12 protein-coding genes are annotated in these 14,415 nt (G+C 43.5%); 10 read left to right on the top strand and 2 right to left on the bottom strand.

Features of this window, described 5'->3' with window-relative positions; all coding sequences use genetic code 11:
* Window positions 1-138: 138 nt before the first annotated feature.
* From lepA to acpS, 6 genes are read left to right on the top strand one after another with little or no spacing between them, the layout of a single operon-like run.
* Window positions 139-1,941 (top strand): translation elongation factor 4, encoded by a 1,803-nt coding sequence (gene lepA, locus MARME_RS05620; protein ID WP_013660292.1) that lies wholly within the window; start codon window positions 139-141, stop codon window positions 1,939-1,941.
* Between the two features lie 57 nt (window positions 1,942-1,998).
* Entirely contained in the window at window positions 1,999-2,826 is an 828-nt protein-coding gene (gene lepB, locus MARME_RS05625; protein ID WP_013660293.1) for a signal peptidase I, read from the top strand.
* Between the two features lie 13 nt (window positions 2,827-2,839).
* Window positions 2,840-3,523, top strand: a complete 684-nt coding sequence (gene rnc, locus MARME_RS05630) for a ribonuclease III (RefSeq protein WP_013660294.1) — start codon at window positions 2,840-2,842, stop codon at window positions 3,521-3,523.
* The gene (gene era, locus MARME_RS05635) at window positions 3,516-4,535 is read left to right on the top strand and encodes a GTPase Era (protein WP_013660295.1); all 1,020 of its coding nucleotides are present in this window, start codon (window positions 3,516-3,518) and stop codon (window positions 4,533-4,535) included. Before rnc ends, era begins: the two co-directional genes overlap by 8 nt.
* Before the next feature lie 20 nt (window positions 4,536-4,555).
* On the top strand, window positions 4,556-5,287 hold the full coding sequence (recO, locus tag MARME_RS05640) for a DNA repair protein RecO (protein WP_013660296.1): 732 nt from the start codon (window positions 4,556-4,558) through the stop codon (window positions 5,285-5,287).
* 38 nt (window positions 5,288-5,325) lie between these two features.
* Window positions 5,326-5,709: a holo-ACP synthase gene (gene acpS / locus MARME_RS05645; protein ID WP_013660297.1), complete on the top strand. Its 384-nt coding sequence runs from the start codon at window positions 5,326-5,328 to the stop codon at window positions 5,707-5,709.
* Here acpS and MARME_RS05650 read toward each other — a convergent pair.
* Together MARME_RS05650 and MARME_RS05655 are read right to left on the bottom strand one after the other, a co-directional pair.
* On the bottom strand, window positions 5,690-8,509 hold the full coding sequence (locus MARME_RS05650; RefSeq protein WP_013660298.1) for a response regulator: 2,820 nt from the start codon (window positions 8,507-8,509) through the stop codon (window positions 5,690-5,692). The genes acpS and MARME_RS05650 overlap by 20 nt on opposite strands.
* Before the next feature lie 40 nt (window positions 8,510-8,549).
* Window positions 8,550-8,774 carry a hypothetical protein gene (locus MARME_RS05655; protein ID WP_013660299.1) on the bottom strand — a complete coding sequence of 75 codons (225 nt, stop codon included), beginning with the start codon at window positions 8,772-8,774 and terminating at the stop codon, window positions 8,550-8,552.
* A gap of 144 nt (window positions 8,775-8,918) precedes the next feature.
* On the opposite strand from MARME_RS05655, the gene cysM reads away from it, so the two are divergent.
* The 4 genes from cysM to mazG all read left to right on the top strand — a co-directional run bounded on the left by cysM (window position 8,919) and on the right by mazG (window position 14,332).
* Window positions 8,919-9,812 carry a cysteine synthase CysM gene (gene cysM, locus MARME_RS05660; protein ID WP_013660300.1) on the top strand — a complete coding sequence of 298 codons (894 nt, stop codon included), beginning with the start codon at window positions 8,919-8,921 and terminating at the stop codon, window positions 9,810-9,812.
* A 117-nt stretch (window positions 9,813-9,929) separates the two neighbouring features.
* Complete coding sequence (gene rlmD / locus MARME_RS05665) at window positions 9,930-11,243, top strand: 23S rRNA (uracil(1939)-C(5))-methyltransferase RlmD (RefSeq protein ID WP_223295014.1); 1,314 nt, start codon at window positions 9,930-9,932, stop codon at window positions 11,241-11,243.
* A 21-nt stretch (window positions 11,244-11,264) separates the two neighbouring features.
* Window positions 11,265-13,514: a GTP diphosphokinase gene (gene relA / locus MARME_RS05670; protein ID WP_013660302.1), complete on the top strand. Its 2,250-nt coding sequence runs from the start codon at window positions 11,265-11,267 to the stop codon at window positions 13,512-13,514.
* The gene (gene mazG, locus MARME_RS05675) at window positions 13,511-14,332 is read left to right on the top strand and encodes a nucleoside triphosphate pyrophosphohydrolase (protein WP_013660303.1); all 822 of its coding nucleotides are present in this window, start codon (window positions 13,511-13,513) and stop codon (window positions 14,330-14,332) included. Before relA ends, mazG begins: the two co-directional genes overlap by 4 nt.
* Window positions 14,333-14,415 lie beyond the last annotated feature (83 nt).

Here is a 14,415-nt window from a genome sequence, read left to right on the forward strand (position 1 = left end):
TGTCTTGAGCCTGTTAATAAGTCTTTTCTTTCGTGATGCGGTTAGTTAGCACTGTGGAGAACTGAGAGGCTTTATTAACAGGTATTCTTCTATGGACAGACGTCCAAAAGTTTAAAGTTTATTTCGTGTGAGTAAAACGTGTCGTCAGAAAATTTAAAGCACATACGCAATTTCTCGATAATTGCACACATTGATCATGGTAAGTCTACCTTAGCAGATCGATTCATTCAGAACTGTGAGGGTCTTAGTGAACGTGAGATGGAAGCTCAAGTGTTGGACTCAATGGACATTGAGCGTGAGCGTGGCATTACGATTAAAGCGCAAAGTGTGACGCTGGATTACCATGCAAAAGACGGTAATACCTATCAATTGAACTTTATCGATACGCCGGGGCACGTCGACTTCTCATATGAAGTGTCCCGCTCTCTCGCAGCATGTGAAGGTGCTCTGCTCGTTGTGGACGCCGCTCAAGGTGTCGAAGCGCAATCCGTTGCCAATTGCTATACCGCCATTGAGCAAGGTCTAGAAGTAATGCCAGTCCTTAATAAGATTGACTTACCTCAGGCTGAGCCAGAAAGAGTATGCGGTGAAATTGAAGAAATTATTGGTATTGATGCCATGGATGCCGTGACGTGTTCTGCAAAAACAGGCATGGGCGTTGATGATGTTCTTGAGCGTTTGGTTGCAACCGTACCCCCACCAGAGGGTGATACTGAAGCGCCATTGCAGGCTTTGATTATCGATTCTTGGTTTGATAACTACCTAGGGGTTGTTTCCTTGGTTCGTATTAAACAAGGGACGCTGAGTAAGAAAGACAAGATCTTCATCAAGTCGACCAAGCAAACCTTCCCAGTCGATAATGTTGGAATATTCACACCAAAGCGCAAAGAAACAGGTGTATTGAGGGCTGGTGAAGTTGGCTATGTTGTCGCGGGTATTAAAGATATACATGGTGCTCCTGTTGGTGACACCATTACTCATATCGCGACACAAAACGTTGAGCAGTTAGACGGCTTTCAAAAGGTAAAACCTCAAGTGTACGCTGGTCTATTCCCGGTTAGTTCAGATGACTATGAAGATTTCCGTGTCGCACTTGAAAAGCTAACTCTGAACGATGCTTCGTTATTTTTTGAGCCAGAGTCATCTGATGCGCTTGGTTTTGGTTTCCGTTGTGGCTTCCTTGGTATGCTGCATATGGAGATTATTCAGGAGCGTTTAGAGCGTGAATATGATCTAGACCTTATTACTACTGCGCCAACCGTAATTTATGAAATTGAACTTGCAGATGGCACTGTGGTCAATGTAGACAGTCCGTCAAAAATGCCGGATCCAGGTTCTATTCGAGAAATGCGTGAGCCAATTGTTGAGGCGAATATTCTTGTTCCGCAAGATTATTTAGGTTCAGTCATTACATTATGTGTTGAAAAGCGTGGCATACAGAAAGACATGCAATACGTAGGGAGTCAGGTTCAGTTGCGCTATCACTTGCCTATGAACGAGGTTGTGATGGACTTCTTTGACCGACTTAAGTCGGCGAGTCGCGGTTTCGCTTCTCTAGACTACGGTTTCCATCACTTTGAGTCTGCGCCGCTTTGTCGTTTAGATATATTAATCAATGGCGATCGAGTCGATGCACTGGCGTTGATCATGCACAAAGATAACGTTCAATACAAAGGACGTGCTCTATGTGAAAAAATGAAAGAATTGATTCCGCGTCAGATGTTTGACGTTGCCATTCAAGGTGCGGTAGGTGCAAAAGTGATTGCGCGTACGACCGTAAAAGCATTGCGTAAGAATGTAACGGCGAAATGTTACGGTGGTGACGTGAGTCGTAAGAAAAAGCTTCTTCAGAAACAAAAAGAAGGTAAGAAGCGTATGAAGCAGGTTGGTAACGTTGAAGTTCCACAGTCTGCCTTCTTAGCGGCTCTAAAAGTAGATTAGTGTACTATGTCTTTATTAGAGAGCTTGATTTGATCAAGCTCTAGTTGGAGAAGTTTAATGGCATTTGATTTTGAGTTGATACTAGCAGCTGCTTTTATCATTACTGGCATTGCATGGGGAATTGATCGTGTTGTTTACCACCCCAAACGTAAGCAATTGTTGGTTGAAATGGACCCAGAAGCGGTTGCGAACCTAGATTCAAATGCAAAGCTAAGACTTGCAGACACACCTAAGGTGTTGTTGGAAGTTAAATCCTACTTTGTTATCGTCGCGGTGATCTTTGGTTTGCGCTCTTTTGTTATCGAGCCTTTCCAAATTCCCTCAGGATCCATGTTGCCGACGTTAAAAATTGGCGACTTTATTCTCGTAAATAAGTTTGAATACGGTGTGCGTTTACCGGTTTTAAATACTACGATTATTCCTACTAATGAACCAAAACGTGGTGATGTGGTTGTCTTTAAATACCCTGTTGATCCAAGCTTAAACTTTATAAAACGTTTAGTTGGATTGCCTGGTGATAAAATTAGCTACCACAATAAGCGCTTAATGATTAATGGTAAGTTAGTGGATCAAAGTTTGCTTGAAGAATTGCCATACTCGTTTAATCCAAATAAAGAGCCAGTAAAACTCTTTGATGAAAATTTGGATGGGGTTAATCACGCTACCTATAACAGTTACCGCTGGGACAAACGTCTAGAAGGTGATTGGGTCGTACCTGAAGGTCACTACTTTATGATGGGCGACAATCGGGATAATAGTTCGGACAGTCGTGTATGGGGCTTTGTTCCGGAAGAAAACCTGAAAGGTCGAGCTTTTTATGTATGGATGCATTGGAGTTCGTGGTTCAGTATCCCGAGCTTTAAAAATAACGGTTTAATAAAATAATTTTGGAGACATTTTGAGTTCACTGTATCAAAAGCTTTGTCGGCGCATAGGCTACTTTTTCGCTGATTTGGGCTTGCTAGAACTGGCATTAACGCATCGCAGTTATGGCGGAAAGAACAACGAACGCTTAGAGTTTTTAGGTGATTCGATATTAAATTACGTTATTGCGGAAGACCTTTTTCACCGCTTCCCAAAAGCAAAGGAAGGAGAGTTAAGTCGACTACGAGCCTCTTTGGTGAAGGGAGATACTCTTGCTGAGCTAGCTCGTGAATTTCAGTTGGGCGACTTTTTGAAATTGGGTGCGGGCGAGCTTAAAAGTGGTGGATTTAGACGAGACTCCATTTTGGCGGATACGGTTGAAGGTATTATTGGTGCCATGTATCTGGATGCTGGAATGGACACCTGTAAGAATCAGATACTAGAGTGGTATAAAACGCGTTTGGATGCGACTTCTCTTAATGTGGTTACGAAAGATGCGAAAACTCGATTGCAGGAGTACTTGCAAGCTCGAAAGCATGGCTTACCTCAATACGAAGTGGTAAACATCGATGGAGAGCCGCACGATCAAACTTTCTTTGTTCATTGTCATATTGAAATTTTTGATCAAGCAGTCGAAGGCAAAGGAAACAGTCGTAGAATAGCCGAGCAAAATGCAGCGGCTGAGGCACTAAGTCAATTGGAAAAACCAAATGCATAATGAAGACTCGTTTCAAGAAAATGATAACCAAGAAGACCTAGTCCAAGATAGCGCAGCTCAAGAACACGCTGAGTATGAAGGCGTTTCTGGGGAAAACAGTGGCCAAGAAGAGGATTATCAAGAAATCACTCATTGTGGTTTTGTTGCGATTGTGGGTCGTCCAAATGTGGGTAAGTCGACGTTGATGAACCACATTCTAGGGCAGAAGCTTTCAATTACATCTCGTAAACCTCAGACGACACGCGATCAAATTTTAGGTGTTAAAACGGAAGGCTCGATCCAAACGATTTATGTTGATACACCTGGGTTGCATTTAGGTCAACAGAAAGCCATTAACCGCTTTATGAATAAAACGGCGACTGCCGCTCTGAAAGATGTTGATGTGGTTCTATTTGTCATTGATGCTGAGCGTTGGACTGATGAAGATGAGTCTGTATTGCAAAAAGTGCAGTACGCTCAATGTCCCGTTGTGTTGGTGGTTAACAAGGTAGATAACCTTGATGAGAAAGATGAGCTTTTACCTAAGCTAGCGGCGTTGTCTGAAAAAATGGAATTTGCTCAGATTGTGCCTATTTCAGCGTTACGAAACAAAAACTTAGATCGCCTGGAAAATCTCGTAGAAAGCTACATTCCTGAAGGTACTCAGTACTACCCAGAAGATCAGATTACGAACAGAAGCTCTCGCTTTTTGGCTGCGGAGATTGTGCGAGAGAAGATCACTCGACAGCTCGGTCAGGAAGTACCTTATGAGGTTGCTGTTCAAATTGAAGAATTCGTTTACGAGGAAAATGCCATTCACATCAGTGCGCTGATATTAGTTGAGCGTAACGGCCAGAAGCGAATTTTGATCGGCGATAAAGGCGAAAAAATTAAGCTGATTGGACGCGAAGCTCGCATCGATATGGAAAACCTATTTCAGCACAAGGTTATGCTGAATACTTGGGTTAAAGTACGTTCTGGTTGGTCTGATGACGAACGAGCACTAGCAAGTCTTGGTTACCAAGACAGCTAGTGGTTGTGACGAGGTAGAATATGGTTGCTCGTGGATATGTGATACATACTCGCACATTCCAAGAGAATAAGGTCTTAATAGACATATTGACAGCAGAGGCGGGGCTCCTACGTACCGTTCTCCGAGTTAGTAAAAAAGAGGCTCAGGTGCTACCTGGGCCTTTTTTGCGTTATGAGCTTGAGGTAAGTGGTCGAGGAGAGCTGAAAACCCTTAAATCGATTGAGGGGGTTGGAGCCGCGTTTCGCTTTGAGGGGTTGTACCTGTATAGCGCAATGTATATTCACGAAATTCTTGAAAAGGTGGTGCCATTGAATTTACCACTTGAAAATTTATTTGCTCTATACGAATGGTTGATCAATGGTTTTAATGATCAATTGCCCATTGCCCCCGTGCTTCGCCGATTTGAAGCTGGGTTGTTCGATGAAGTTGGGATGAGCATTAATATGGGGTCTACAGCGACAGGACAACTCTTGTCGCCTCAACAAGTGTATCAGTTCATTCCGAGGTTTGGCCTTAAACCGTATCATGGGGAGCAGCTCAAAAGAGTGCCTAGTTTGTTTGTAAGGGGAGACCTTGCTGCGGCTTATGCCAGTGGCGATTGGGCGAACCGAAAAGTACTTGATATGGCAAAAGTGCTCCACCGAGAGTGGCTTGTTTATTTACTTAATGGTCGTGATTTACAGGCGAGAAAGTTGTTGCCTAGTCATGAATACAGCGGCGAAAAAATTGGCTTGGTACCTTTATTTCGGTAATCTGAGTTCTTCATTACATACGGTAGATGTTTTTATAAATGATTATTGGTATTGGTACTGACATTGTTGAAATTGCTCGTATCAGGGACTCTTATGATCGCCTCGGTGATCGGTTTGCTAAACGAATTCTGACAGACAGTGAATTTGAACGTTTGAAGAGCTTTGAAAGTGATGCGATCGCATCTGCATTTTTAGCGAAACGTTTTGCCGCAAAAGAAGCGGCAGTAAAGGCATTAGGAACTGGAATTGGTCGTGGTGTGAGCTTTCAGCATTTTAATGTAAAGAATCTAGAGTCTGGTCAGCCGATCTTAGAGGTGAATGATGAGATTTGTGCTCGTTTTGATCAAGCGATCACTTGGCACCTAAGTCTGACAGACGAGCGAGAGTACGCACAAGCGTTTGTTATTCTTGAGGCCACTTAATGAGCGGGGCTATATCAATTAACGCATCGATACTGTCTGTAAAGTCTTCAAGTACGCCTTCCACGTCATCAAATTGAAGTTCTTTCAAATGCGTTTCTAGAAAACCAGCGTGTTTGGATAGCTCGATTGCACCAGTGTATTTGGAGCCGCCGTGCAATCTATGTACAACGTGGATTAACTTGGCGAGATCTTTTTCTTCAAAGTGATGTAAAATAAGTTTTTTGTCGGCCTCAAGTGTGTTGAGCAACATATCAAACATATCTTTTGCAATTACACTTTTGCCGTTGGCTATGCTTAGCGCTTTGTCTATATCGAACAAAGCCACGACTTTTTCATCGGCTAGATCTTGGTAGCTCTTTTTCGATTGGCACCATTGAGTAATGGTTTCCAACAGAATGTCTTCATTTACAGGCTTGGTTAGGTAAGCGTTCATGCCGCTCGACACAATTTGTTTTTGTTCTGAGCCAAGTGCATGTGCGGTTAAGGCGACGATAGGAGTGTGGACGTAGTTGGTTAGTTTTCGAAGGCGCTGAGTCGCTTCCATACCATCCATTTCTGGCATTTGTATGTCCATTAAAATCAAGTCGTATTGCGTTTCCTTCGCCATTTCAATCGCTTGCTTACCACTGTAGGCTAAATCAACTTGAAGGCCGTGAGGTTCTAGCCAGTGACCCAGAAGCTGCAAGTTAATTTGCGTGTCATCGACAGCCAATATTTGAATACCACTTAGCGGAGAGGTCTCCTCTGGTGGTTCCACGGCTTCAAGTTCGAGTTCTGTCGTGAGTTCAGTCGTCGTGGTTTCATCCGCATATAATCTATCTTCACTAAGAAGTTTCGGTTCTTCTAAACTTCTTAGTGATTTGTTTAGGCGATTATGACTTATTGGCGTCATCAGGATTTCGCTGCATAGCGTGTGCAGTATAGAGCTCTTACTGATGTCGTGAGGTCGTTTGGTCAGTAAGATACAAGGAAGTCGAAATTGTTGAGTGATGTAAGCGACAAGTTCTTGTATTTCTTCTAATTTCTCTGTGTGAGAGTCAATGTTAAGAAGTACCGCATCTAACGACGTTTGGCTATTTAGTAACGTAACGGTTTGCTCCAAACTGGAGGTAAATGTGCAATTAGCACCGACGTGGTTTAGATATGTTTTCAGGTAGTTTCGATAGTTGAGCGAAGGCTCGAATACGAGAAGCGACTTGGAAATCGGTTCTTCTACTTTTTGTTCTTTCTGGCTTGGCTTGAGTACGATCGTGAAGCGGAAGTTGGAGCCTATGCCATGTTCACTAGAAACCTCGACATTTCCTCCCATCTGTTTAACGAGCTTTTTGGTGATGACGAGCCCAAGCCCAGTCCCGCCAAATTTTCGTGTCGTGCTAGTGTCAACCTGAGAGAAAGGCTTGAAAAGGTTATCTAATTTGTTTTCAGGGATGCCTACTCCCGTATCAATGATCTGAAACGACAGTTTGAGAGAGCTGTTTGATTTTTCGAGGATTTTGACTGTCGTTCTTACTGAGCCTTCATGGGTGAATTTGATCGCATTGCCTATCAGGTTGGTTAGAACCTGACGGATTCTAACAGGGTCGCCAATTACCCAGGTCGGAACGTCTAGGTCAAATTCAGGGATAAGATCGAGTTCTTTAGAGGCGTTTACTAGATTTGCGCTACTGAGGATTTGATAGACTTCGTCAACAATGTCTCGGATGTTGATGTCTGTTAAGTCTAAGCTTAGTTTTCCTGCTTCTATTTTTGAAAAGTCGAGAATATCACTGATGATCGTCAGCAAGTTGGTTGTAGATTGCGCGATAGTATCCATGTATAGGCGTTGTTGTTTATCGAGCTGATCTTTTTGTAGGATCTGAATATAACCCATGATCGCGTTTAGGGGCGTTCTTATTTCATGGCTTATATTGGCTAAAAATTGCGACTTTAGACGGTTTGACTCAGTGGCTTCTTTGTTGGCAATGTGAAGTTGAGCGCTCTTTTCTTCAAGGCTGTCCATGTTGCGACGAATGTCTTCTGTCGCTTGATCTACGTTGCTTAGTATTTCTGCACGGTGATTTTCTAAGCGTGACGATATGTCGTTTAGGTCAGACACAACGGTCGAGTATTGGGTTGGAAGGTTGAGCCCCTTCGTTGCCCCGAAATGCCCTTGGGTGATTTTGTTAACGGTGTCTGAAATTTTTTCTATAGGGCGGAGCAGGCTTGCAGTGACATTGAGCAAGGCGAAAATAGCCAAAAGGTTAAATATAAAAAAAGTGCCCAATGTAGCAGATAGATAGCGATATTTACTGACGATTGACGCTTCTTTGCTTGCCTCCACCTTTAACCAGCCTGATACCTGTGGAACGCTATAAGAGCTGGTAATGAAATTTGTATTGGATTGATGTTCTAGTCTAGTAACAGGGTGCTTTATAGGTGCAATCGTCGCGAAAAAGTGTGGGTTTTCATCGCTCTCATTGGCGTTAGTGAAGGGGAGAGTGTTAACCTCGGACGTTTTACCTAACTCGGTTATGAGTTTTTCTTCTGCGTTATAAAGCTGGACTGTGTTTATGTGATCATGCTTTAGAAGTGTTCGAAGTGTGTCGTTTAGCATACCTTCATCAGAGTGGGAGAGGGCGTGTTCGGCGCTCACTGTCATCTGCGAGACCGACTTTTCCACGCCTTCTTTGAAGTTGCGATCAATCGTATCAAACCTAGACAAGGTAAAGGCGAATGACGCAATAATACTCAGAATAAGGCAAGGGGTGTAAATAGCAAAAAAGAGCTTGCTTCTCAAAGAAACACTATTTAAAGCAAGCATTTACATCTTCCTAATCCAAAAATCTAGTCAAACGCTATGTTTAGTAGCAGACTAGGTTTCCTTTTCCTTTACGACGAGAACACTCACGTTCGTAATTTTCGCACGCCAACACTTTTGTTCGCGACGGATTTGAAATCGATTTACATTCACGCCACTTCTTTCTAAGATCTGCGTCCGCAATGTCTGCAGCTGGGCCGCCAAACATATCACAGCCGCCTATAGTAAGTATCGCGGCCATAAGACCTGTGAAATAAAGCTTCTGCATTGTTTTCGTCTCCTAATGCGGAAAATTGGGTTAAGGTTATAACCCTTTTGTATTTTAATCTTATCGCTAAGTATTTTCTAATACTAACATTATAGCCTGAAAGCTAGTTTCTTTTTCTACATTATTAATGTCAATAAAGTTTTTATGATGGATTACCCAACGATAGAGTCCCTAATCGGGCAAACACCAGTCGTTCGCTTACAGCGAATTAACCCAAATAATAGTAATACTATTTTACTTAAATTAGAGGGACAAAACCCAGCAGGATCGGTTAAAGATCGACCTGCATTAAACATGATATTGCAAGCGGAAGCTCGTGGTGATGTTTCACCTGGAGACAGCCTTATTGAGGCGACGAGTGGGAATACTGGTATTGCGTTAGCCATGGTCGCAGCAATCAAAGGATATAAGATGCATTTGATCATGCCAGATAACATGAGCGAAGAGCGCAAATCTGCGATGACAGCTTATGGGGCAGAATTGCATCTCGTATCAAAAGCGGAAGGGATGGAAAGGGCACGTGACTTAGCGCTTGAAATGCAAGCTCAGGGTTTAGGAAAAGTATTAAATCAATTTGGTAATTTTGATAACCCTAGTGCGCATTACGGGAGTACTGGTCCCGAAATTTGGGAACAAACAGAAGGTAGTGTGACTCACTTCGTAAGCTCAATGGGCACGACTGGCACTATCATGGGCGTATCGCGCTATTTAAAAGAAAAAAATGAAGATGTTCAAATCATAGGTTTGCAGCCTAAAGAAGGCAGTAGCATCCCTGGAATTAGGCGATGGCCCAAAGAATATCTACCCACCATTTTCGAAGCCGAGCGAGTGGATCAAGTGGTTGACGTCGATCAATCTGACGCTGAAATTACGATGCGAAGGCTTGCAAAAGAAGAGGGCATTTTCTGTGGCGTATCATCAGGTGGGTCTGTCGCAGCGGCCATCGAACTTTCCAAAACACTGAATAACGCGGTGATCGTCGCGATTATTTGTGACCGAGGTGACCGCTACCTTTCCACAGGCGTTTTTAATTCATAAATAACGTGTTGTTTTCCTGATCTTAAGGCCTACATTTTTTTGTAGGCCAATTTCTTCTTATTACCGTTCTGCTGCCACTTTGCGTTATTATTGGCATTAATGTGAATTAAGAGAGAAGTGGCGTTGAGAAAACGTACTGGCCGAAGGCCCCCGCAAAAAAACAACAAGTTTCCAATCTATACGAAAGAATTTCTTGTAGAAGGGCTGACTCACGATGCAAAAGGCGTTGCACGCGACGAAGGAAAGGTAATTTTTATCGAAGGGGCATTGCCCGGAGAGCGAGTTGAAGCGCAAGTCGTCAAGCAAGGTCGTCGCTTTGATGAGGCAAAAACCAAGAAGGTGTTGATAGAAAGCAGCAGTCGGGTTGCGCCCGCATGCGCCCATTTCGTCGAATGTGGCGGGTGTCAGTTTCAGCACCTTATCTACCCCGATCAAGTTGAAGCAAAGACAGAATGGTTGTCTGGTCAGTTTCGCAAATTAGCGATCGGTGATATTGAGTTATTGTCAGACCATTCTGAAGCTTACCGCCGGAGAGCGCGACTTTCTGTGTTTACTAAAGGTGGAGAGCATCAAATTGGCTTTCGTGCTCGTAGTTCAAAAGACATCGTTAATATTGCGAATTGTTTAGTGCTAACAGAGAGTTTGCAATCTGTATTTGTCGCGTTAAAAGAACGTCTACACGAAAGCTCACTGACATCTCGTATTGGTCATGTTGAGTTACTGGAAGATGAAAGTGGTTCGAGTATCACAATTCGATTGTCGAGAGAGATTTCCGCAACCGATGAGTCTGATTGGATGGTATGGGCTAGTGAGGTAGGTGTCAATTTGTATTGGCAGCGTGCAGATGAATCACGAATTTCAACAGCACGAAAGCACTACTATTACGTTGATGGTCTTAACATACAATTTCACCCCCAAGATTTCATTCAGGTTAATGCGTCAATGAATGAAAAAATGGTCGAGCAAGCAATGCGATGGCTTGCTCCGACAAAAGAAGACATTGTTCTGGATTTATTTTGTGGCTCGGGTAATTTTTCATTGCCTCTAGCCAGAAGAGCGGGAGAGGTCTTAGGTGTCGAGGGACTTGAGACCATGGTCGAGTTTGCTCGACTTAATGCGCAAGAAAATGACTTAGATAATGTTCAATTTATTGCGGCAGATTTGACGAAACCGGCACCAAAAGTATTGAAAAGTAAAAAGGTGACCAAAGTATTATTAGATCCACCGAGGTCTGGGGCGTTTGAGTTTTTAGAGACATTGGTAAAATTCAAACCGGAGCAAATTTTGTATGTTTCTTGCAATGCATCTACATTAGCCAGGGACGCTGAATATTTAATTGCAAATGGATACGTAGTTTCCCGTGTGAGTTTGATGGAGATGTTCCCGCAAACGGCACACGCTGAGGCTATGATGTTATTGCAACGTAAGTAGTTACTAAAAAAGGGCAAGTGAATGGTTACAGTCAGAAAAGATCATCCAATATTAGAAGATGGGTCCGTAGACATTGATAGTTGGATGTCTCAATTTGCTGACAAAATTGATGATGCAACTCGTGTTCCTTTAAGGATGGCTTGCGAGCTTGCTCGACAAGCTGAGTCTAAGTGTGGCAGATCATCTTATTGGGGGCCTCAAGCTAGCACCTTTAGAGCGGGCTTAGAGATGGTCGAAATTCTGGCAGGTTTTCGAGCTGATCAAGATTCACTTGTCGCCGCTGCGTTATATCGGACTGTTCGTGAAGACCAGCTTCCCATTTCACGTGTTGTCGATATGTTTGGACGTAAAGTTGCGTCATTAATTGAAGGCGTTATTCGCATGGGCGAAGTCTCCAAGAACCTTTCTGCAGATGCTACTGCAGAAGTATTGGGGAGCTCCGAAAACCAGCTGGAATCACTTAGAAAAATGTTGGTTTCGATTATCGATGATGTGCGTGTCGTGCTGATAAAATTGGCTGAGCGAGCATGCGCGATTAAAGAAGCGAAGCATCAAGATGGTGCGCGAAAAGAAGCCGTCGCCCTAGAGGTGCAAAGTGTTTATGCACCGTTAGCGCATCGTTTGGGGATAGGACATATCAAATGGGAACTGGAAGATCTGTCATTCCGGTATTTGTACCCAGTCGAGTATAAGCGCATTGCAAAATGGCTAGACGAAAAGCGTCTAGATAGACAGCAATATATTCAAGACGTCATTGAGCTTCTAGATAGCCGTTTGAAAGGCATTAAAATTGAAGCGGATCTAATGGGACGTGCTAAGCATATCTACAGTATTTGGCGCAAAATGAAGCGTAAAAATATTGGTTTTGACGAAGTGTATGATGTTCGAGCCGTGCGAATTCTGGTTGAAGAAGACATGCAATGCTATGGCGTATTGGGGGTTGTCCATAACCTTTGGAAGCCCATCCCTCAGGAGTTCGATGATTACATAAGCAACCCCAAACCAAACGGCTACCAATCGCTCCATACTGCGGTCGTCGGACCTCAAGGGAGAGCATTAGAGATCCAGATTCGTACGAATACAATGCATGAAGATGCCGAGCTTGGCGTTTGTGCGCACTGGAAATACAAAGGTACCGACTTATCGTCGAACAGTACCAGCTATGAAGAGAAATTACAGTGGCTTAGAACGATTTTGGACTTCCATGAAGTTCAAGGTGATCTAGAGTCGCTTACAGAGCAAGTGAAAAGCGACATAGAGCAAGATAGGATTTATGTTTTCACGCCAGACGGTCATGTAGTGGATTTACCTACTGGTGCAACGGCGGTTGATTTTGCCTATCGTGTACACACAGAAATTGGAAATCGCTGTCGCGGAGCAAAGGTTAACGGAAAAATTATTTCGTTAGTGACTCATCTTAAAACGGGTGACAAAGTCCAGATATTGACCTCGAAGGAAGGAGGGCCAAGCCGAGATTGGCTCCATCCTACGCTGGGGTACGTACAAACCAATCGAGCGCGAGCGAAAATTCAAAGCTGGTTTCGTAAAGAAGATCGTGAGAAAAACTTAGAAGCGGGTCATCAGATTCTGGACAAGCAGCTAAAACGCTTAGGGTTTGATGAATCGAAGTTTGATTTTGGGAAAATTGCAGCGCGCTTTAATTTTTCAAATGCGGAAGAAGTGTATGTTGCGCTCGGCGCCGGTGATATTTTGCTGGCACGTGTGCTACGTGTCATTGATGACTTATATAACCTAAATGGCGAGCCAGAAGAAGCTAAACCGATTAGGGTGAGAAAAAGTCGACATAAGTCGTCTGACAACGATATTCAAATACGTGGCGTTGGTAAGTTATTGACCCAAATGGCTAAGTGTTGCTCACCGATTCCTGGGGACGATATCGTCGGTTATATTACTCAGGGGCGAGGAGTTTCAGTTCATCGCCAAGACTGTATAAACGTAGCCCAACTAACGCTTGATGAACCTGAACGTATTGTTGAAGTGAATTGGGGCGAAGAGTTAGACAACCTATACCCAGTGAATATTCAGGTGCAGGCTTACGATCGCACCGGGTTACTTAGTGATATTACTGCAATGCTCGCAAATGAAAGAGTCAACCTGCTATCCATGAATACATTGTCGACGAAAGAAAGCAATACTGCTTCTATTCGGTTTACGATCGAGGTCGGCGAATTAGGGACGTTGTCTAAATTGCTGCATCGAATTAATCAGCTTCCTAATGTGTTGAATGTGTTTCGGGAAAAAGACTTTTGAATTATACAATCGAAGACTTGCAGCGGATGATGTCTTATCTGCGAGACCCTAAGCGAGGGTGCCCTTGGGATGTTAAGCAAACGTTTGAAACGATTGCGCCATTTACGTTAGAAGAAGCCTATGAGGTAGTCGACGCGATTCAAAAGGGCTCTCCTCAGGAACTAAAAGATGAACTGGGGGATTTGCTTTTTCAGGTGATTTTTCACGCTCAGATGGCGAAAGAACAAGCGCTATTTGGTTTTGAAGACGTCGTTTCTGCCATTGTCGAAAAAATGCTTCGACGACATCCACATGTTTTTCCTTCCGGAAAGCTTGATAGCTTTGGCGCGCCTAGCGAGCTTACTGAGTCGGATGTTGCAGGAATGTGGGACGATATTAAGCGACAGGAAAAAGCGCAGCTAGGTGTTGACCCTGATGGTGATCAAAGTATTCTTTCAGGCGTACCTGATTCGATGCCTCCAATGATGCAGGCCGTAAAGCTTCAAAAAAGTGCTTCTAAGGTCGGTTTTGATTGGGATGACGTTGCGCCCGTATTCGATAAGATTCGTGAAGAAATTGATGAATTGGAAGAAGCGTGCATTAGTTTGTCTCATGCAGAGGTTGAAGGGGAGTTGGGCGATGTTTTATTTGCCGTAACAAACTTGGCTCGACATCTAAAAGTATCTCCTGATGTCGCATTAATGAAAACAAACTTGAAATTTCGCCGCCGCTTTCGTTACATTGAAGACAAAGTTAAAGAGCAAAATAGGCTGCTGGTGGACTGCTCGCTTGATGAACTGGACAAGTATTGGGATCAAGCAAAAGCAGCTGGGATGTAATTAGAATAATAAACAAAGACCTTTGCACGACGTTTTAGCGTCGTTCGTGACGTCTAGCAAAGGTCTCAAACTAAACTATTTTA

Origin of the sequence: Marinomonas mediterranea MMB-1, from assembly GCF_000192865.1 — a bacterium.
Taxonomy (GTDB): domain Bacteria; phylum Pseudomonadota; class Gammaproteobacteria; order Pseudomonadales; family Marinomonadaceae; genus Marinomonas; species Marinomonas mediterranea.